Here is a 19,228-nt window from a genome sequence, read left to right as displayed (position 1 = left end):
TTTGCGCCGTTTTTTTTATTTCCAGATCCGCATCGTATCGTCATCCGGTGCTGCGGGTGGCTCAGGTCGCTTCGGCTGAGAAAGCGAGTACCAGTCGAAATGCCGGGTCAGGTACATTACGGCGAACAGCGCCAGCGCAAGAACCGCTGACCCCAACAGCAGGGCGCTGTCCTCCGAGCGCAGCAGGAACCACATCACCACGTCCAGCCCCAGCAAGGCCAGCACAAACAGCCCGCTGCGTTTCCAGCTTTTCAGCACGGCCTGCAGGTACATTCCGTTCATCGCTGCGCCAACCAGGCTTGCAACAACCCAGGCGGGCGTAAACCCGATGTGTTCAGACAGCGCCAGCAGCACCAGATAGAACAGCACCAGCGACAGCCCCACCAGCAGGTACTGCATTGGGTGCAGGCGCAGCCCGGTTAAGGTTTCGAAGACGAAGAAGGCCATAAACGTCAGCGCAATCAGCAAAATAGCGTACTTGATCGCACGGTCGGTCAGCTGATACTGATCGGCGGGCGTGGCTACCGTGACGCTAAAGGCGGGGATCGACTCCCACGATGGCGATTCGCTCCCGCTGAACCAGCTCTCAAGGTTGTTCGCAAACCAGCTGCTCTTCCAGTTCGCCTGGAAACCGGACTCGCCAATTTTGTGCTTAACCGGCAGATAGTTGCCCATAAAGCCCGGATGCGGCCAGTTGCTGTTGAGCGTCATTTCGCTATTACGCCCTACCGGTACCACCGCAAAACTGCCGGTTCCCGCAAGATTGAGTGACATCTCAAGTGCAAACGTTTTGGCTTCCAGCGCTTTGTCGGTCAGCGGGATGTGGATCCCTGCAAGCCCCCCGTAGACGCCTGAACCGGGTTCCACGCTCAGCGTCTCACCGTTGATTTTAGAGATACTCACCGTGCCAATACCCCGCGCGTCGCCAACGCCCGTCACGATAAACGGCTGCCCTGTCGCGATCGTTTCCCCTTTCAACTGCTTCAGCTCTTCGGTATTAAACTGCGCTTTTATCTTCAGGTCTGTGTTCCAGATCTGCCCATCGTAGATGCCAATATTGCGGGACTCCACGCGCTGGTTCCCTTCCACAACCAGAGATTCCGGCAGGATAAAATGCATATAGCTTTTCTTGTACTCGACTTTCTTCTCATCCTCTAACTTGTAGAAGACCTCCGTCACCGGGATGGCAATCAGCGGGCCGACCAGCTTTTGCGGTCCGCTGGTGCTCTGGCGAAGCGTATTTTCGACATCGTTGCGGTAGCTTTCACGCTCTGAAATGAGGTTACTCACCATAAAAAGCGGGACTAACAGCAGCAGGATGCACCCCAGCAGGGTGCTGACTTTCCAAAATAGGGGGGATTTCATCATTACGTCTCCTTTGTGATGAGGAGAGCGTAACCAGGCCGTGTGGGGTCAGTTTGAAGTTATGTGAAGGGACGGTGAAGTGTCAGCGTGGCCATCACGCCGCCTTCATCACGATTACGCAATGTAATCTCTCCCTGATGCAGACGCGCCACCTCCTGAACAAACGCCAGCCCGAGTCCGCTGCTCTTCAACCCGTTCTCGCGCGGCAGGGAATAAAAGCGCTCAAAAATACGCTCCAGCGCGTAATCCGGGATCCCGCTTCCGCTGTCGGTGACGATAAGCTGTATCTGCCCCTGCTCTTCCCGGGCCGCCAGTTCGATGGCACCGCCCTGCGGGGTAAAATCGATAGCGTTATCCAGCAAATTACCGAGCGCCTGTTCGAGCAGTTCGGGATCGCCCGCAACGCACAGAGAGGTGCTTTGGATCGTCAGCGTGATATTTTTCGCCGTCAGAACCGCCGAACGCGCATCGGCAAGACGCGTAAACAGCAGATCGACACGTACGGTCTGAGGCGTAATCTCGACCCGATTTTCAAGCCGCGCCTGGGTGAGCAGTTTTTCAACCAGCGACTGCATGCGCGCGTTTTGCACCAGAATATTATCGATAAACCGCGCGGCCACCTGCGGCGGCGGCTGCTCGGCGAGAATTTCCGCCGCGCCGCGTATGGCGGCGATGGGGCTTTTCAGCTCGTGGGTCAGCGCATGAACATAGTGTTCAATGTAGTTTTTCCCTTCCAGGCGAATGCGCATATTCTCCAGCGCCAGGGCCAGCTTGTGCAGTTCGCTACTGCCAGGATTAGGCAGCGGGAGAGGTGCATCCGTGGTCACCGAGTCGGCATAGCGCGATAACGTAGCGATAGATCGATTGATCCACCATGCCACAACGAGGCCAATCAGCAGGGCAATGCCGAGCAGCGCCCCGCCTGCCCACAGGATCCTTCGCTCGCTGCGATGGATAACCGGTGCCATCGCGCTGTTAGGTTTCCCGACCGACAGCACGCCGATAATCTTGCCCTGATCCACAACCGGCGCGGCAACATACATCACCGTACTCTCCGGATCGTCGGGATGACTCTGGGTACTGCGCGCGCCGTATTCGCCTCGAAGCGTCAGCCAGACGTCGTTCCAGCGCGAGTAATCCTGCCCCACGGCCAGACCGGCGGAATCAAACACCACTCGGCCCTGCGCATCGGTCATGTAGACGTGGTACTCGTTACGCACTTTATGAATCCCGCCGATGTTGGCGCGGAAAGGGCGCTGATGAAGCTGAGAAAAGGCCTGCGCCAGTTTGCCCTGCTGCGCATGACCCGAAAGCAAATCGTCACGTCCAATTTCAGCCAACAGGGTCGCGGTGTCGATCAACGTGCCCTCGGTTGCCCTGCGCACGCCGGGCTTTACTTCCTGAACAAAGATCGACAGCACAAACCACGCGGCGATGGCCACGATCAGGAAGTACCCCAACAATAGCCGCATCCCAATGCGCATCAGTAAAGGCCCAGACTGTAGCCCATGCCGCGATGGGTGCTAATGGGTGAAAGTGTATCGTTCACCGCCCGCAGCTTGGCGCGCAGGGTTTTGATGTGGGTGTCCACGGTGCGGTCGAAACTGTCGCCGTCTTCACCCCACACCTTGTCCATGAGCTGCTGACGAGAAAAGACCCGCCCGGGGGCCTGCAACAAGGTTTTGAGCAGCAAGAACTCATAGCGGGTCAGGGGCAATGCTTCCCCGCACCAGCTTATACGTGCGGCAGGCTCGTTCAGTTCAAACTGCCCGATACGCAACGTTTCTGATGGTGCGGCGGATTTTTGCATGCGCCGTAAAATCGTCCGCACCCGGGCGCAGACTTCACGAGGTGAGAAAGGTTTCGCAACGTAGTCATCAGCGCCCATTTCCAGGCCAAGCAGCTTGTCTACCTCATCACTGCGCGCCGTCAGAAACAGCACGGGCAGTGAGGGATGCTGCGCCAGCAGCTGGCGGCAAAGCTCAAATCCACTGATGTCCGGCAGCCCGACGTCCAGAATGGCGAGCGCCGGAGCCTGCCGCCGCGCCTCCTCCAGCACGGGTAAACCGCGTTCAAACGCCTTTACCGCGAATCCTTCCTGCTGAAGCATGTAGATCAGCGTATCGGCGATACTGGTTTCGTCTTCAACCAGCCAGACCACAGGTTGTTGCATGGTTCATCCCTGAATTAATGCCACGGCATAATCGGCACCGCGCTGATGGCGTTTTTCGGCGAGCCTTCCACCACTTTGTCGGAATAGGCGAGGTAGGCGAGGGTGTTGCGCTTGGCATCGTAGAAACGCACCACCTGCAGTTTTTTGAACACCAGCGAGGTCCGTTTCTGGAATACCACGTCGCCCTGCGCTTTGCCGTTTTTAATTTTATCGCTCAACTCAACCGGCCCCACCTGCTGACAAGAAATCGCCGCATCGGAGGTATCTTCCGCCAGTCCCAGGCCGCCTTTGATACCGCCCGTTTTCGCGCGGCTGACGTAGCAGGTGACGTTCTTCACGTCCGGATCGTCAAATGCCTCCACCACGATTTTGTGGTCCGGGCCAAACATCTTGAACACGGTATCGACGGAGCCAATCTGTTCTGCCTGCGCGGCGCGGCCGACCATCAGCAGCAACGCGGTGAAGATCAAAGTCTTGTATTTCATATTGTTACCATTCTTTAAAATTGCACTGGGCGATTATTCAACACTTTAGACAAAAATGTAGCAAGATCACAGGATTAGAATATATTCGCCCAAAACGAGCCGTAAAAGGCATTAATGCGCAAAAAAAACACTGAATGCTAAAACATCAAAAAATGCTATTATCCGCTAACCTGTTATCAGGCACCTGCTGTTTTAAGGATGAGGATAGTATATGGATCAGGCTGGAATTATTCGCGACCTGCTAACCTGGCTGGAAGGTCATCTCGACCAGCCTTTGTCACTGGATAATGTGGCGGCAAAAGCAGGCTATTCCAAGTGGCATCTGCAAAGGATGTTCAAGGATGTCACCGGTCATGCTATCGGTGCCTATATTCGCGCACGTCGTTTATCTAAATCTGCTGTGGCCTTGCGCCTGACCGCGCGTCCCATTCTGGACATTGCCCTGCAGTACCGTTTTGATTCGCAGCAGACGTTCACCCGCGCCTTTAAAAAACAGTTCTCGTTGACGCCAGCGCTTTATCGTCGCTCGCCGGACTGGAGCTCGTTTGGCATGCGTCCGCCGCTGCGTCTGGGCGAGTTCGCGATGCCGAAATACGAAATTGTCACGCTGCCGGAAACCCATCTGATCGGCACGACGCAGAGCTACTCCTGTTCACTGGAGCAAATTTCTGAGTTCCGTCATCAGATGCGCGTCCAGTTCTGGCGCGACTTCCTGAGCCACGCACCGGCGATCCCGCCAATCCTGTATGGTCTCAACGAAACGCACCCAAGCCAGGAAAAAGACGACGAGCAGGAGGTGTTCTACACCACCGCGCTGACGCCAGAGATGGCCAATGGCTACATTCAGGGTTCGAAACCGGTCGTGCTGGAAGGCGGCGAGTACGTGATGTTCTCGTATGAAGGGCTGGGAACGGGCGTTCAGGAGTTTATCCTGACCGTTTACGGAACCTGCATGCCGATGCTGAATCTGAATCGCCGTAAAGGTCAGGATATTGAGCGCTACTACCCGGCGCAGGATGCCAAACCGGAAGAAGGCCCAATCAATCTGCGTATGGAATTCTTGATCCCTATTCGCCGTTAACGCTGCAGTTCATCAAGCGCAGGGGCATCGAGATGCGAAATGTCCCCTGCCATCTCCACTACCCAGCCCGACGCCAGCCACGCGCTTTCCTGGTAATCAATTCGGGAAATGGAGCAGTTGCGCAGACGCAAACGGCGCTCAGCGTAAGCCGGTAACCCCAGAATGGTGCTCACCAGGCAGCCCAGCGCAATCCCATGGCTCACCAGCAGCGGACGGCTTCCCGCCGGAAGCTTCAGGCATTCCGCCAGCGCGGCATGCATTCGCACGCTCAGCTCCTGCATGGATTCGCCTTCCGGGATACGGCCATCTTCGGTACCGTTCACCAGTGTGCGACGCCAGCCCTCTTCCGTTTCCGTCAGCGTATCGATATGGCGCTTTTCCAGCACGCCCATATCCAGCTCGCGCAGGCGCGGTTCAAGCATCACATCGCAGCCGCAGGCGTCTGCAATGATGCGCGCCGTCTGCTGCGTACGACCGAGATCGCTGGTAATGACGTGGGTAATGCCCAGCGTTCTGGCACGCTCTGCCACCTGCCACGCTTGCTGCACACCTTTCTCGGTGAGAGGACTGTCTGACTGGCCTTGAATACGTCGCTCGGCGTTCCACTGCGTTTCACCGTGGCGAACAAGGTATACCTGTAACATGCTTTTTTTCCGTTATACTGCGATGAGTTTTTTTGAATCGAGCTTAATTATGCACCATGTTGTCTCTGCTACCACCAATCCTGCCAAAATTCAGGCAATTCTAAAGGCTTTTGAAGAGATTTTCGGCGAAGGATCCTGCCATATTGAGGCCGTCGGCGTCGAGAGTGGCGTACCTGAACAGCCGTTTGGCAGCGAGGAAACGCGCGCTGGCGCACGAAATCGCGTGGCAAACGCGAAGACAGCCGTACCGAACGCTGACTTTTGGGTCGCCATTGAAGCAGGCATAGACGAGGGTGCCACCTTTAGCTGGGTGGTGATCGAAAGCCGCGAGCAGCGCGGCGAAGCGCGTTCGGCCACCCTGCCCCTGCCGGAGATTATTCTGGAGAAAGTTCGCGAAGGCGAAGCGCTCGGGCCGGTGATGTCGCAGTACACCGGCATCGATGAGATTGGCCGTAAAGAAGGGGCGATTGGCGTATTTACGGGCGGCAAGCTGACGCGGTCAGGCGTTTACCATCAGGCGGTGATCCTGGCGCTAAGCCCGTTCCATAACGCGATTTATCGGTAAGTTTCCAGGCCGGATAAGGCGTAGCCGTCATCCGGCGTTTTTCAGCAATACCGCTTCCAGCCACTGGCGCAGCTCAACCGGTGCCGACTTCAGGCTGTTCGAGCCGCGGGTGATCGTTGCGATGCCCGCGCCCAGCTCGTTTTTCAGCTCACGCTGGCTCATCTCGCCGCGCAGCAGCTCTTCGATAATCCGCACGCGTGTGCCCAGTGCCTCACGCTCGTCCGGCGTGAGCATCAGCTGCATAAGCGGTAAGTGCAAATCCTGATCGTAAGACTGGCGAAGCAGCTCCACAAAACGAAGCCACTCCTGGTGACGCTGTTCGGCCATCGCCGAGGAATACGGGGAATGCTGGGTCATGTTATGCTGCCTCTTGTACTCATTAGCGAGTACAGCATAACACAACCCACGCCGATCAGTAACGTCTCTGCCACTCGACATCGCTCATCAGGGTATCTTTCTGCCCCATGAAGTAGCGATAGTAGGCGTCATAGGCCAGCACGTTCTTCACGTAGCCGCGCGTTTCCGAGAACGGGATGCTCTCAACAAACGCCACCGCGTCGATGCGTCCGGCGCTGTTGCCAAGCCAGGTGCGCACGCGTCCCGGCCCAGCGTTATACGCCGCCGACGCGAAGATGCGGTTATTGCCAAACTGCTGATACACGTACTGGAGATAGCTGGTACCGATGTTGATGTTGGTATCTGGATCGAGAAGCTGTGACGGGCTGCTGTAGCCTGGAATGTTGAACATCTTCACCGTGTGCGTCGCCGTACCCGGCATGATTTGCATCAGGCCGCTGGCCCCCACAGGGGATCGCACTTTCGGGTTCCAGGCACTCTCCTGACGGGCAATCGCCATCGCATAGCTTTGCGGGATGTCTTTGCCGCTGGTATAGCGATCGAAAAGATCCTTGTACGCCAGCGGGAAACGCTCTTCCAGATGATCCCAGAGCTTACCGGCGATCGTCGCCTGCACGCTCAGATCCCACCAGCGGTTATCAAACGCGTAGCGGGCAAGCTGGGCTTTCTCGTCGGTGGTGCGGCTGGTGACCAGGTTCGCCCACTCGCTGCGCGCGGTGTTGTCCATATTCCAGTACATCAGCTCGCGCACGCGCGCCATCTCCGGCCCCTGCGTCAGCGCCGGGTTCGCGTTGGCGGGCGCTTTGTCGATCTTAAGCGTGTACTCCTCGCCCAGCCGCTGCGCCGCTGCCATCGGGTAGAATCCGCGCTGCTGCATCAAGGCGTGGAGGATCGCTTTAGCTTCATCATCACGACCACGCTCCAGCAGCAGGTCAGCCTGCCAGTAGCGCCATTCATCTTTCTCTTTGGCATCCATCGGCAGACGCGCAAGCCAGGTATTCAGCCCACGACGATCGCCCGTGCCCAGCGCCATTCGCACGCGGCGCTCGACAAGCGAGGTAGAGTTTGAACGCATGATCGCATCGTCACGCCAGCGCGCCTGCTCGTCGGTCACATCGGTGCCCATCAGTCGCCACGCCACGATATCGCGCAATTCCTGCGTTTGTTCTTCGTTAAGCTGCTGTGCCTGCACCAGCTGCGGGATCATCAGCCGCGCGTTTTCCACGTCGTCACGCGCCACGCTGGTAAAGGCGACCGCTGCCATTTGTCGCGTGAAATCTGTCGCGCCCGTACTGCGGGCAAAGGTCAGCACGCTGTTCGGATCGTTTGCCAGCCCGATGACAGCAGACGAAATGGTTTGATAGTCGGACGGCATCTGCCCCGCCAGCGCGGTGACCAGACGCGTGTTCCCGGCCTTCATCGCCAGGCGAATGCGTTCAAGATAAGCCAGTGGATCTTGTTTGCCCGATGCGCGCCATGCGCCGAAGAGCGAATCACAGGCGTTAGGCTGGCTTTTTCCCGTCAGCCAGAGATCTTTCGCACCGACCCAGGCCTCTTCCTGCTGTCCCGTGGCCCATTTGGCGTAATAGTAATTACACTGCGCTTCCGTCGTGCCCGGTTTTTCCGGGCTAAACGCCAGCAGTCCGCGCCAGTCTTCACGACGTGCCAGCTCATTCACAAAACGAGACTGGAGATTTCGGGCAGGCGGGAGGGTCGGGTTCGCCTGGATGAAGTTGTTCACGGTGACGGTGGGCTGGTTCATCAGATCGTCAGTGATTTGACGATACTCCAGATACGGATACAGCGGATAATCCTTTAGCGTCGGCATCAGCGCCTGCACGGTATCCATCTGCTTGTTGTCCCACGCCTGTTTAATTTGGGCGTAGCGGTTACGTTGTTCATCCAGTGAATCGGCATGCACCGCCTGGCTTACCGCCATTACGCACACGCTGGCAGCCAGCAGACGCCAGACCACCCGTTTGGCTTTTTCCACACGCTCTTCCTCATTGTTTTTCGTTAGTTGCAGCGTCTTGCCACGTCAATGTTGCATTCACTTATGCTAACCAGGCATCCTGCAACGCGCCACGTCATGGACACTTTTTTACCTTTCCTGCGCGTTTTAACACTCCCGACGTTCCTGGCTGGGATTAGGACGTGAAAAAGGCTACACTTCGAGGCTGAAATTCCTTCTCATTACGATAAAAGAGGCGAAGTCCAACGTGGCTCAATTCGTTTATACCATGCATCGTGTCGGCAAAGTTGTCCCGCCGAAACGTCATATTCTTAAAAATATCTCGCTGAGCTTCTTCCCGGGCGCAAAAATCGGTGTTCTGGGTCTCAACGGTGCCGGTAAGTCCACCCTGCTGCGCATCATGGCGGGCATCGATACAGACATCGAAGGTGAAGCCCGTCCGCAGCCTGGCATCAAGATCGGTTACCTGCCGCAGGAACCTCAGCTGAACCCGGAACACACCGTTCGCGAATCCGTTGAAGAAGCGGTTTCCGAAGTGGTTAACGCGCTGAAAGGTCTGGATGAAGTGTATGCCAAATACGCCGAGCCGGATGCGGACTTCGACAAGCTGGCCGCTCAGCAGGGCAAGTATGAAGAGATTATCCAGGCGCACGACGGTCACAACCTGAACGTGCAGCTGGAGCGCGCGGCTGATGCCCTGCGTCTGCCGGACTGGGATGCGAAAATCGCGAACCTCTCCGGGGGTGAACGCCGCCGCGTGGCGCTGTGCCGCCTGCTGCTGGAAAAACCAGACATGCTGCTGCTCGACGAACCAACCAACCACCTGGATGCGGAATCCGTGGCGTGGCTGGAGCGCTTCCTGCACGACTTCGAAGGCACCGTTGTGGCGATCACCCACGACCGTTACTTCCTCGACAACGTCGCTGGCTGGATCCTGGAGCTGGACCGCGGCGAAGGTATTCCGTGGGAAGGCAACTACTCCTCCTGGCTGGAGCAGAAAGATCAGCGTCTGGCGCAGGAAGCTTCTCAAGAAGCGGCACGTCGCAAGTCTATTGAGAAAGAGCTGGAGTGGGTTCGTCAGGGCGCGAAAGGCCGTCAGTCTAAGGGCAAAGCCCGTCTGGCACGCTTCGAAGAGCTGAACAACACCGAATACCAGAAACGTAACGAAACCAACGAACTGTTTATTCCGCCTGGAGCACGTCTGGGGGATAAAGTGGTTGAAGTGACCAACCTGCGTAAGTCCTACGGCGACCGTCTGCTGATCGACGACCTGACCTTCTCCGTACCGAAAGGCGCTATCGTTGGCATCATCGGTCCGAACGGCGCGGGTAAATCGACCCTGTTCCGCATGATGTCCGGTCAGGAACAGCCTGACAGCGGCTCTATCACCCTGGGTGAAACCGTGAAGCTGGCCTCCGTTGACCAGTTCCGTGACGCGATGGACAACAGCAAAACCGTGTGGGAAGAAGTCTCCGGCGGTCTGGATATCATGCGTATCGGCAACACCGAGATGCCAAGCCGCGCCTACGTAGGCCGCTTCAACTTCAAAGGCACCGACCAGGGCAAACGCGTGGGCGAGCTGTCCGGCGGCGAGCGCGGTCGTCTGCACCTGGCGAAGCTGCTGCAGGTGGGCGGTAACGTTCTGTTGCTCGATGAACCAACAAACGACCTGGATATCGAAACCCTGCGCGCGCTTGAAAACGCCCTGCTGGAGTTCCCGGGCTGCGCGATGGTTATCTCGCACGACCGCTGGTTCCTGGACCGTATCGCGACCCACATCCTGGACTACCAGGATGAAGGTAAAGTGGAGTTCTTCGAAGGTAACTTCACCGAATACGAAGAGTACAAGAAACGCACGCTGGGCGCCGACGCGCTGGAGCCGAAGCGTATTAAGTACAAGCGTATTTCGAAATAAGTGCCTGAGTGCCGGGTGGCGGCTTCGCCTTACCCGGCCTACGGTACTGCGCAGTTTGTAGGCCGGGTAAGCGTGAGCGCCACCCGGCTTTTTATTTGCCCACGTAATACCGCTTCACCTCATCGAACTGCATCGCAAACTCGATATAGCTCATCAGCGCGGGCGAGTTCAGCTTGCGGCTTGGGTACGCCAGCCACAGATCGTTACCTTCAACACTCCACTCCGGCAGCACCTTAACCAGCGCACCCTTTTCGATCTTATCTTCCAGCAGAAACGCGGGTAAGAGCGTGATCCCCGCACCAGCAATCGCACACTCGCGGGCGTAGACCAGATTATCGGTCATATGGGCGTTATCCGGCAGGTAGCGGTAATCCTCACCCTCGCTTCGCAGAAGCCACTCCGACCATGCCCGGTGCGTAATGCAGCGGTGATCCACCAGCTGACGGGGATGAATTAACGGCTCCCGACGCGCCAGATAGTCCGGCGAGGCCAGCATGTAGCGCGGGCAGTGGCCGATCATCCGGCCAATCAGGGAGGAGTCCTGCGGCTTGCCGGTACGCAGCGCCACGTCAAACCCGGCCTCGACCAGATCCACCACGTCATCAGAGATCGACACATCCAGCGACACGTCAGGATAGCGAAGCTGGAACTCGGCGTTCATATGCGCCAGCAGCGTCGCCCCAATTCCCGCCGGACAGGTGATCCGCAGCCGCCCGCTGGGGTTTTCGCGCAGCCGCTGAATGGCGTACTCGGCCCGCTCGCTGGCTGCCAGCATCTCGCGGCAGTGCACCAGATAGTGCTCGCCCGCAAACGTGAGGCTGATCCTGCGCGTGGTGCGGTTCAGCAGGCGGATCCCTACCTGCTGCTCCAGCTGGCTAATTCGCTGGCTAACGCTGGATTTTGGCAGTTCGGCTTTCTGCGCCGCCGCGGTAAAGCTGCCCATCTCCGCCACCAGCGCGAACAGCGCCATATCCTGCAGCTGCTTAAACATGATTGTTCATCCTGTACGAACGCTGAGTTCTTGATTGTCCATCTTATCACGCAGCTGTCCACTTAATAGACTAGCCTCAACAAAACGCATTCCATTGAGGAGCACACCATGTCTGTTAAAGCCGTTGCCGTTAACCCAGAAAATCCGTCCACCTTCATTGAAATCACCCCGCCGATGCCGCAGCCCGGCGAGCACGATCTGCTGGTGGAGGTTAAAGCCGTTTCCATTAACCCGGTCGATACCAAAGTCCACGCGGGCATTGCCAAAAGCGGGCTGAAAGATCCGCGAGTGCTCGGCTGGGACGCCAGCGGGATCGTCAAAGCCGTTGGGGCTGGCGTCACCGGATTCAAACCGGGTGACGAAGTGTGGTACGCGGGCGACATCACCCGACCGGGCAGCAATACCACGCATCAGTTGATCGATGCGCGCATTGTCGGGCGCAAGCCTTCCAGCCTCGGCTGGGCGGCTGCCGCAGCACTGCCCTTAACCGCGCTCACCGCGTGGGAAGGCCTGTTTGAACGGCTGAATATTCAGGATGCAGAGGCGGACAAAACGCTGCTGATCATCGGCGGCGCGGGCGGCGTGGGATCGCTGGCGATCCCGTTTGCGAAGCACAACAGTAAGGTGAAGATCGTTGCAACCGCTTCCCGAGAAGATTCCGCCCGGTGGTGCCGCGAGCGCGGGGCTGACGTTGTCGTCAACTACCGTGACCTGAAAGGCGAGCTGGCGAAACACGGGCTGACCTTTGTGGATTACATTTTCATCCTCAACGACACCGACGGGCACTGGGATGCGGTCAGCGAACTGATTGCGCCGCAGGGGCATATCTGCTCCATCGTTGAGAATGAACGTCCGCTGAACCAGGACAAGCTGAAGTCCAAATCCGCCGCGCTGCACTGGGAGTTTATGTACACCCGCAGCATGTACCAGACGGCGGATATGGCGCGTCAGGGTGAGATTTTAAATGAGGTGGCGAAACTGGTGGATAACGGCGTGGTCGAAAGCTCGCTTAGCGAAACGCTACACGGACTGAGCGTGGAAAGCATTACCGAGGCGCACCGTAAGGTGCTGGAGGGGCATATGCGGGGGAAAGTGGTGGTTGAGTATTGAGTGATTTGTTCCCCCTCACCCTGACCCTCTCCCCATAGGGGAGAGGGGATAGCACGGAGCCGTCTTTAACCCTGCTCTCCCATCATCTCCTTCACCAGCTCGACGCAGCGCAGGAAACGGGAGTCGTAGTCCGACTCTTCCACATGCACAAACTCAACGTTGTTTTCGTTGAGCATCTCCACCAGCATGGTCTGAAACTCTCGCCTGTCCACCGAGCTGCCGAGGCTGCGCATGCCGTCGGCCACCCACGGGGTATTATTTTCCAGCAGGATCACCAGGTCAAAACGGTATTCGTCAATCAGCGCCTGCACGAACGGGTGTTCGCGCCCCTCGTACTTTTTACAGAACGCCTGCGTGGTGACGAAATCGGTATCGATAAAGGCCACTTTATTGGCGTATTTCACCGCAAAATCAATGTACTGGGCGTGTCCGAGGGCAATTTTATCGTAGTCCGAATACTGCAATGCCATCTCGTCGCCGCCGAGGTGCGAGAACACATAATCGCGCCCATACTCCCACGCGCTGGTGGTGTTGAAGATGTTCGCCAGCTTGTTGACCAGCGTTGATTTACCGCTCGATTCACCGCCCAGAATAGCCACCGTGCGCACGAAGAACGGCTTCACTTCGGTCGGGATGTAATCCCAGTAGCGGAACGGGTTTTCGCGGATCTGCGCCCCGCTGATGTTCATAAAGGTACGCTTCGGATCGATCAGCACCGTCTCGATACCCAGATGCTCGCGGAACTGCGGCGCGTCGGACTTTTCAGAGGTGTAGATCCAGTTCGGCGCAATGCCCTTCTCTTCCATAAATGCTTTGATGCCGTTGCTCCACACGTCCCAGCCGTGCGGATACGGCTCCATGCCCTCTTCGTTAAAGGCATGAATACGAATATTTTTCTGGTACTTAAAGGTCTGGAGCAGCCAGCGCAGGCGGTCCGGCACCGTGGGCTGCTGCGACATGGCGCTGTCTTCAAACAGCTGACGGTCGCGGGTTTCGTCGTAGCCCATGATGATGTGCAGCTCGTCAACCTGGCTACAGGCGCGCTGGATCAGATAGATATGTCCGGTATGCAGCGGGTAAAACTTGCCGAACACCACGCCGATGTTCTTTTGCATACGCGGGAATTCCAGCCCCAGAAAGCGGTGCAGTGCTTCGAGCTTCTGCGCGCTGGGGCTTTTGATTTTGGCGTTCAGCAGCTGGCTCAGGTAGCCTTTGGTCATGCCGCTGGCGTCCGCCACCTGCTGCAGCGTGCAGCCCTTCTGGCGGATTGCGGTCTTGATGTAGTCAAATGATGACATAAATTACGGTGCCTCCTGCAAAATCAAATTTACGTAATTATAAGTCGTCAAAGACATTTAACGCATCTGCGAGTTTCTTCACGCCAAATACCTGCATCCCTTCCGGGATTTTTTTCGGCACGTTGGCGGCGGGAACGATCGCCCGGCGGAAGCCGTGTTTTGCCGCCTCGGAGATACGCTCCTGGCCGCTGGGCACCGGACGGATTTCCCCGGCGAGGCCCACTTCGCCGAAGACCACCAGATCCTGCGGCAGCGGCCTGTCGCGCAGGCTGGAGACCATCGCCAGCAGCAACGCCAGGTCTGCGCTGGTCTCAGTGACTTTGACGCCGCCGACCACGTTAACGAAGACGTCCTGATCCGCCATCTGCAGCCCGCCGTGACGGTGCAGCACCGCCAGCAGGATCGCCAGACGGTTCTGTTCCAGACCGACCGCCACGCGCCGCGGGTTGCCCATCATCGACACGTCCACCAGCGCCTGAATTTCGACAAGCAGCGGGCGCGTCCCTTCCCACAGCACCATCACCGAACTGCCGGAGGTGATCTCATCGCCACGGCTCAGGAAGATGGCCGACGGGTTGCTGACTTCGCGCAGCCCCTGTTCGGTCATGGCAAACACGCCCAGTTCGTTCACCGCCCCAAAACGGTTCTTGTGGCTGCGCAGGGTACGGAAACGGGAATCCGCGTCGCCGTCGAGCATCACGGAGCAGTCGATACAGTGTTCAAGCACCTTCGGCCCGGCCAGCGAGCCGTCTTTGGTCACATGGCCGACCATCACAATCGCCACGCCGCGCGTTTTGGCAAAGCGCGTCAGGTACGCCGCGGTTTCACGCACCTGCGCGACGCTGCCCGGCGAGGACTGAATGTCCGCCATGTGCATCACCTGGATGGAGTCGATCACCATCAGCTTCGGCTGCTCTTCTTCAGCAATCATGCAGATCTGCTCGATGCTGGTTTCGGAGAGCATGTTCAGGTTGCCGGTCGGCAGGCCCAGGCGGTGCGCGCGCATCGCCACCTGCTGCAGTGACTCTTCCCCCGTGACGTACAGGGTTTTCATCTGTTCAGCGAGCTTGCAGAGCGTTTGCAGCAGCAGGGTCGATTTACCCGCCCCCGGGTTACCGCCGATCAGAATTGCGCTGCCCGGCACCACGCCGCCGCCGAGCACGCGGTCAAACTCTTTGAACCCGGTGGAGAAGCGCGGCAGCTCTTCGAGGCTGATGTCTGAAAGTTTTTGCACCTTCGCCACGCCCGCGTTACCGGCGTAGCCGCTCAGGCGCTCGTTGCGGGCCACGCTCGGCGAAGCCGCCACACCACGCACTTCGGTGATGGTGTTCCAGGCATGACAGGCGCTGCATTGCCCCTGCCAGCGCGGATAATCCGCACCACATTCATTACAGACAAATGCGCGTTTTGGAGCTTTCGCCACGGTTTACCTCGTTATTTCTGTGCGGCCTGCGTGCCGGGTGGCGCTTACGCTTACCCGGCCTACAAAGCAGACCGTTATTTCTGATTAAGGCTGCCGGAGAGAATGCAGAACACCCCCATCAGGTCAGCGTGACGGATAGTCACTTCCGTCTTTTCATTCACTTTCGGCTTGGCATGGTAGGCAATGCCAAGGCCAGCCGCTTTGATCATCGGCAGGTCGTTCGCGCCGTCCCCGATGGCGACGGTCTGCTCGACCGGAATTTCATACTTTTCCGCCAGACGCGTCAGCGTGTTGGCTTTGTACTGGGCATCCACGATGTCGCCGATCACCTGGCCGGTCAGCTTGCCGTCCATGATCTCCAGTTCATTGGCCACCACGGTGGTCAGATGCAGTTTTTCCCGCAGGTAATCCGCAAAGAAGGTGAAGCCGCCAGAGGCAATTGCCACTTTCCAGCCGAGGGACTGCAGCTTCAGCACCAGCTGCGTCAGCCCAGGCATCAGCGGCAGCACGTCGCGCACCTGGCGCAGAATATTGGCGTCGGCCCCTTTCAGGGTCGCCACGCGCTGGCGCAGGCTGGCGGTGAAGTCCAGCTCGCCGCGCATCGCACGCTCGGTAACTTCCGCCACCAGCTCGCCGCTGCCCGCCAGCTTCGCAATCTCGTCGATACACTCGATCTGAATGGCGGTTGAGTCCATGTCCATGACCAGCAGGCCAGGGGTTTTCAGGTGCGGAATTTTACCGAGCGGCGCGACGTCCAGCCCGGCGTCATGCGCCAGACGCGTTGCACGCTGCGTCAGGGAACCCGCCAGGCGGATGACCTGGTAGTCTTCCACGCACCAGGCGGCGACAATCACCATCGCGGCGCCCAGTTTGGTTTGGTACTGGGTCAGGCGCTGCTTGTCCAGACCGCGTCCGTAAAGCAGCCAGCCGCTACGACCGGCGTGGTAATCCAGAGGCATCACCTCATCGCCACTTAAAGAGAGCGGCAATCCTGGCCATAAAGAGACATCCGTTGGCAGGTCGCACCAGGTAATGTTCGGCATTAAAGCTCCTGTAAATTCGTTCGCGCCGGAAGGTTCCAGAGGGAAAATAACGCATGAGGCTACCTTGTAACCATCACTTCTGGCAACATTAAGCCGTAAATTTTCAGCAGGTGGAATATGGCTCGCGCAAAACTGAAATTCCGGCTTCATCGCGCCGTGATTGTCCTGATCTGTCTCGCACTTCTGGTGGCGCTGATGCAAGGGGCATCGTGGTTTAGCCAGAACCATCAACGGCAGCGTAACCCGCAGTTTGAAGAGCTGGCCCGCACGCTGGCGCGTCAGGTCACGCTCAACGTTGCCCCCTCAATGCGTACCGAAACGCCGGATGATAAGCGGATAGGCCAGGTTTTACGTCAACTCACTGAAAACAGCCGCATTCTGGATGCCGGTGTTTACGATGAGCAAGGCGATCTGATTGCCCGCGCGGGCGAGCACGTTAATGTGCGCGACAGGCTGGCACTGGACGGTAAAAAAGCCGGGGGCTACTTTAACCAGCAGATCGTCGAACCCATTCAGGGCAAGAATGGTCCGCTGGGCTACCTGCGCCTGACGCTCGACACGCATACTCTGCCGACCGAAGCCAAGCAGGTCGATAACACCACCAATATTTTGCGCCTGATGCTGCTGCTCTCGCTGGCCATTGGCGTTGTGCTGGCGCGAACCCTGCTTCAGGGCAAGCGTACTCGCTGGCAGCAGTCACCGTTCCTCCTGACCGCCAGCAAGTCGGTTCCCGAAGACGAAGAGAGCGAGAAGAAAGAATAGTGATAAAGTAGGCGAATGACTCAGAAAAGGAACTTTGCCATGACGACGTTACGCCTGCTTATCTCTGACTCGTACGATCCCTGGTTTAATCTCGCGGTGGAAGAGTGCATCTTCCGCCAGATGCCCGCCACCCAGCGCGTGCTGTTTCTCTGGCGCAATGCCGATACGGTAGTTATTGGCCGCGCGCAAAACCCGTGGAAAGAGTGCAACACGCGGCGCATGGAAGAGGACAACGTCCGTCTCGCGCGTCGCAGCAGCGGCGGCGGCGCGGTGTTTCACGATCTGGGCAATACCTGTTTTACCTTTATGGCGGGTAAACCGGAGTACGACAAAACCATCTCCACCTCGATTGTCCTTAACGCGCTGAATTCACTCGGCGTGACGGCGGACGCGTCCGGGCGTAACGATCTGGTAGTGAAAACCCCCGAGGGCGACCGTAAGGTCTCCGGCTCCGCCTACCGCGAAACCATGGATCGCGGCTTCCACCACGGCACCCTGTTGCTGAACGCCGACCTGAGCCGTCTGGCGAACTACCTGAATCCGGACAAGAAAAAGCTCCAGGCTAAGGGGATTACCTCCGTGCGCGGACGCGTGGCAAATCTGGTGGAGCTGCTGCCGGGGATTACGCATGAGCAGGTTTGCGATGCGATCCGTGACGCGTTCTTTGAACATTACGGCGAGCGCGTGGAAGCAGAAGTGATCTCCCCTGACAAAACCCCGGACCTGCCCAACTTCGCCGAAACCTTCGCCCGCCAGAGCAGTTGGGAGTGGAACTTCGGTCAGGCGCCTGCGTTTTCCCATCTGCTGGACGAGCGTTTTACCTGGGGCGGCGTGGAACTGCATTTCGACGTGGAGAAAGGTCATATCACCCGCACGCAGGTGTTCACGGATAGCCTGAATCCGGCACCGCTGGAAGCACTCGCAGCACGTTTACAGGGCTGTTTGTACCGGGCGGATATGCTGCAGCAGGAATGCGACGCGTTGATTGGGGATTTTCCGGAGCAGGAAAAAGAGTTAAGGGATTTGTCAGCATGGATTGCGCAGGCCGTGCGCTAGTAAAAAAGCCCGCTGGCGCTGCGCTTAGCGGGCCTACAAAACCGTAGGCCGGGTCAGGCGAAGCCGCCACCCGGCACACCAGCTCTTACTCTTTATCGCCCAGCAGAACGGATTCCAGCGCGATTTTGATCATGTCGTTGAAGGTAGTCTGACGCTCGGCAGCGGTGGTCTGCTCGTGGGTACGGATGTGGTCGGACACGGTGCAGATGGTCAGCGCTTTCGCACCAAACTCAGCCGCAACGCCGTAGATACCCGCCGCTTCCATTTCCACGCCCAGAATGCCGTATTTTTCCATCACGTCGAACATCTCGCCGCCGTCCGGTGCATAGAACAGGTCAGCAGAGAAGATGTTACCCACGCGCGCTTCAACGCCCAGCGCTTTTGCCGCGTCAACCGCGTCACGCACCATGCCGAAGTCAGCAATCGCCGCGAAGTCATGGTCTTTGAAACGCATGCGGTTCACTTTGGAATCGGTGCAGGCACCCATACCGATAACGATATCGCGCAGCTTAACGTCCATGCGCACCGCGCCGCAGGAGCCAACGCGGATGATTTTTTTCACGCCGAAGTCGGTGATCAGCTCTTTGGTGTAGATGGAGCAGGATGGGATACCCATGCCATGGCCCATCACGGAGATTTTGCGGCCTTTATAGGTACCGGTGAAGCCCAGCATGCCGCGAACGTTGTTCACTTCACGCACGTCTTCCAGGAAGGTTTCAGCAATGTGCTTCGCGCGCAGCGGGTCGCCCGGCATCAATACGACGTCAGCGAAATCACCCATTTCTGCATTAATGTGAGGAGTTGCCATCTTCAGTTCCTTTTACATTGTTGTTTTTGCCGGGTGGCGGCTACGCCTGACCCGGCCTACATTCTGTTCTCCCTCTCCCTGTGGGAGAGGGCCGGGGTGAGGGCATCAGACCGCACCCTATCCATTTAGAACATGGCCTTGCCATATTCCATGTCAGACGTACCAAAGTATTTCGCAATA

General features: G+C 57.9%; 18 protein-coding genes. 6 read left to right on the top strand and 12 right to left on the bottom strand.

What is annotated here, in order from left to right; genetic code table 11:
* Window positions 1–15: 15 nt before the first annotated feature.
* The 4 genes from creD to creA are packed head-to-tail and all read right to left on the bottom strand — an operon-like array spanning window position 16 to window position 4,023.
* Window positions 16–1,368 (bottom strand): cell envelope integrity protein CreD, encoded by a 1,353-nt coding sequence (gene creD, locus K5E19_RS19600; RefSeq protein WP_221552668.1) that lies wholly within the window; start codon window positions 1,366–1,368, stop codon window positions 16–18.
* Between the two features lie 56 nt (window positions 1,369–1,424).
* The gene (gene creC, locus K5E19_RS19595) at window positions 1,425–2,849 is read right to left on the bottom strand and encodes a two-component system sensor histidine kinase CreC (RefSeq protein WP_221552667.1); all 1,425 of its coding nucleotides are present in this window, start codon (window positions 2,847–2,849) and stop codon (window positions 1,425–1,427) included.
* Complete coding sequence (creB, locus tag K5E19_RS19590) at window positions 2,849–3,538, bottom strand: two-component system response regulator CreB (RefSeq protein ID WP_221552666.1); 690 nt, start codon at window positions 3,536–3,538, stop codon at window positions 2,849–2,851. The genes creC and creB overlap by 1 nt, the downstream gene beginning before the upstream one ends.
* Before the next feature lie 14 nt (window positions 3,539–3,552).
* Window positions 3,553–4,023, bottom strand: coding sequence for a protein CreA (gene creA, locus K5E19_RS19585; protein WP_010427098.1), 471 nt, complete (start codon window positions 4,021–4,023; stop codon window positions 3,553–3,555).
* 211 nt (window positions 4,024–4,234) lie between these two features.
* Between creA and robA the strand changes: the two genes are divergently transcribed.
* Window positions 4,235–5,104, top strand: coding sequence for an MDR efflux pump AcrAB transcriptional activator RobA (gene robA / locus K5E19_RS19580; RefSeq protein ID WP_023336739.1), 870 nt, complete (start codon window positions 4,235–4,237; stop codon window positions 5,102–5,104).
* On the opposite strand, the gene gpmB is transcribed toward robA, so the two are convergent.
* Entirely contained in the window at window positions 5,101–5,748 is a 648-nt protein-coding gene (gene gpmB / locus K5E19_RS19575) for a 2,3-diphosphoglycerate-dependent phosphoglycerate mutase GpmB (protein ID WP_008502057.1), read from the bottom strand. The genes robA and gpmB overlap by 4 nt on opposite strands.
* A gap of 49 nt (window positions 5,749–5,797) precedes the next feature.
* Between gpmB and yjjX the strand changes: the two genes are divergently transcribed.
* Window positions 5,798–6,313, top strand: a complete 516-nt coding sequence (yjjX, locus tag K5E19_RS19570; protein ID WP_221552665.1) for an inosine/xanthosine triphosphatase — start codon at window positions 5,798–5,800, stop codon at window positions 6,311–6,313.
* A gap of 27 nt (window positions 6,314–6,340) precedes the next feature.
* Here yjjX and trpR read toward each other — a convergent pair whose 3' ends face one another.
* Together trpR and sltY are read right to left on the bottom strand one after the other, a co-directional pair.
* Window positions 6,341–6,670: a trp operon repressor gene (trpR, locus tag K5E19_RS19565; protein WP_047346298.1), complete on the bottom strand. Its 330-nt coding sequence runs from the start codon at window positions 6,668–6,670 to the stop codon at window positions 6,341–6,343.
* Window positions 6,671–6,725: 55 nt separating this feature from the next.
* Entirely contained in the window at window positions 6,726–8,663 is a 1,938-nt protein-coding gene (sltY, locus tag K5E19_RS19560) for a murein transglycosylase (protein WP_221552664.1), read from the bottom strand.
* A 226-nt stretch (window positions 8,664–8,889) separates the two neighbouring features.
* Here sltY and ettA point away from each other — a divergent pair, with 226 nt between their 5' ends.
* Entirely contained in the window at window positions 8,890–10,557 is a 1,668-nt protein-coding gene (ettA, locus tag K5E19_RS19555; protein ID WP_047060206.1) for an energy-dependent translational throttle protein EttA, read from the top strand.
* A gap of 91 nt (window positions 10,558–10,648) precedes the next feature.
* Here the strand turns inward: ettA and K5E19_RS19550 are convergent, their stop codons facing one another.
* Window positions 10,649–11,548 (bottom strand): LysR family transcriptional regulator, encoded by a 900-nt coding sequence (locus tag K5E19_RS19550; protein WP_221552663.1) that lies wholly within the window; start codon window positions 11,546–11,548, stop codon window positions 10,649–10,651.
* Window positions 11,549–11,656: 108 nt separating this feature from the next.
* On the opposite strand from K5E19_RS19550, the gene K5E19_RS19545 reads away from it, so the two are divergent.
* Window positions 11,657–12,658 carry a zinc-binding alcohol dehydrogenase family protein gene (locus K5E19_RS19545; protein ID WP_221552662.1) on the top strand — a complete coding sequence of 334 codons (1,002 nt, stop codon included), beginning with the start codon at window positions 11,657–11,659 and terminating at the stop codon, window positions 12,656–12,658.
* Window positions 12,659–12,723: 65 nt separating this feature from the next.
* Here K5E19_RS19545 and nadR read toward each other — a convergent pair whose 3' ends face one another.
* From nadR to serB, 3 genes are all read right to left on the bottom strand, one after another.
* The gene (gene nadR / locus K5E19_RS19540) at window positions 12,724–13,956 is read right to left on the bottom strand and encodes a multifunctional transcriptional regulator/nicotinamide-nucleotide adenylyltransferase/ribosylnicotinamide kinase NadR (protein ID WP_221552661.1); all 1,233 of its coding nucleotides are present in this window, start codon (window positions 13,954–13,956) and stop codon (window positions 12,724–12,726) included.
* Window positions 13,957–13,993: 37 nt separating this feature from the next.
* On the bottom strand, window positions 13,994–15,379 hold the full coding sequence (radA, locus tag K5E19_RS19535) for a DNA repair protein RadA (RefSeq protein ID WP_014068810.1): 1,386 nt from the start codon (window positions 15,377–15,379) through the stop codon (window positions 13,994–13,996).
* Between the two features lie 74 nt (window positions 15,380–15,453).
* Window positions 15,454–16,422, bottom strand: coding sequence for a phosphoserine phosphatase (serB, locus tag K5E19_RS19530; RefSeq protein ID WP_221552660.1), 969 nt, complete (start codon window positions 16,420–16,422; stop codon window positions 15,454–15,456).
* Window positions 16,423–16,539: 117 nt separating this feature from the next.
* Here serB and K5E19_RS19525 point away from each other — a divergent pair, with 117 nt between their 5' ends.
* Complete coding sequence (locus tag K5E19_RS19525) at window positions 16,540–17,184, top strand: YtjB family periplasmic protein (protein WP_108417139.1); 645 nt, start codon at window positions 16,540–16,542, stop codon at window positions 17,182–17,184.
* A gap of 39 nt (window positions 17,185–17,223) precedes the next feature.
* The gene (lplA, locus tag K5E19_RS19520) at window positions 17,224–18,240 is read left to right on the top strand and encodes a lipoate--protein ligase LplA (RefSeq protein ID WP_221552658.1); all 1,017 of its coding nucleotides are present in this window, start codon (window positions 17,224–17,226) and stop codon (window positions 18,238–18,240) included.
* Window positions 18,241–18,325: 85 nt separating this feature from the next.
* On the opposite strand, the gene deoD is transcribed toward lplA, so the two are convergent.
* Window positions 18,326–19,048 carry a purine-nucleoside phosphorylase gene (deoD, locus tag K5E19_RS19515; protein ID WP_010427122.1) on the bottom strand — a complete coding sequence of 241 codons (723 nt, stop codon included), beginning with the start codon at window positions 19,046–19,048 and terminating at the stop codon, window positions 18,326–18,328.
* Window positions 19,049–19,228: the final 180 nt, after the last annotated feature.

Source organism: Enterobacter sp. RIT637 (assembly GCF_019718755.1).
GTDB lineage: Bacteria > Pseudomonadota > Gammaproteobacteria > Enterobacterales > Enterobacteriaceae > Enterobacter.
Note: the sequence above shows the minus strand (reverse complement) of the source record. Positions and strands in the feature narration are given on the sequence as shown.

Bases quoted from the DNA above. Each gene is read 5' to 3' on its own strand.
- creD (WP_221552668.1), bottom strand. From the start codon at position 1,368: ATGATGAAATCCCCCCTATTTTGGAAAGTCAGCACCCTGCTGGGGTGC.
- creC (WP_221552667.1), bottom strand. From the start codon at position 2,849: ATGCGCATTGGGATGCGGCTATTGTTGGGGTACTTCCTGATCGTGGCC.
- creB (WP_221552666.1), bottom strand. From the start codon at position 3,538: ATGCAACAACCTGTGGTCTGGCTGGTTGAAGACGAAACCAGTATCGCC.
- creA (WP_010427098.1), bottom strand. From the start codon at position 4,023: ATGAAATACAAGACTTTGATCTTCACCGCGTTGCTGCTGATGGTCGGC.
- robA (WP_023336739.1), top strand. From the start codon at position 4,235: ATGGATCAGGCTGGAATTATTCGCGACCTGCTAACCTGGCTGGAAGGT.
- gpmB (WP_008502057.1), bottom strand. From the start codon at position 5,748: ATGTTACAGGTATACCTTGTTCGCCACGGTGAAACGCAGTGGAACGCC.
- yjjX (WP_221552665.1), top strand. From the start codon at position 5,798: ATGCACCATGTTGTCTCTGCTACCACCAATCCTGCCAAAATTCAGGCA.
- trpR (WP_047346298.1), bottom strand. From the start codon at position 6,670: ATGACCCAGCATTCCCCGTATTCCTCGGCGATGGCCGAACAGCGTCAC.
- K5E19_RS19550 (WP_221552663.1), bottom strand. From the start codon at position 11,548: ATGTTTAAGCAGCTGCAGGATATGGCGCTGTTCGCGCTGGTGGCGGAG.
- K5E19_RS19545 (WP_221552662.1), top strand. From the start codon at position 11,657: ATGTCTGTTAAAGCCGTTGCCGTTAACCCAGAAAATCCGTCCACCTTC.
- nadR (WP_221552661.1), bottom strand. From the start codon at position 13,956: ATGTCATCATTTGACTACATCAAGACCGCAATCCGCCAGAAGGGCTGC.
- serB (WP_221552660.1), bottom strand. From the start codon at position 16,422: ATGCCGAACATTACCTGGTGCGACCTGCCAACGGATGTCTCTTTATGG.
- K5E19_RS19525 (WP_108417139.1), top strand. From the start codon at position 16,540: ATGGCTCGCGCAAAACTGAAATTCCGGCTTCATCGCGCCGTGATTGTC.
- lplA (WP_221552658.1), top strand. From the start codon at position 17,224: ATGACGACGTTACGCCTGCTTATCTCTGACTCGTACGATCCCTGGTTT.
- deoD (WP_010427122.1), bottom strand. From the start codon at position 19,048: ATGGCAACTCCTCACATTAATGCAGAAATGGGTGATTTCGCTGACGTC.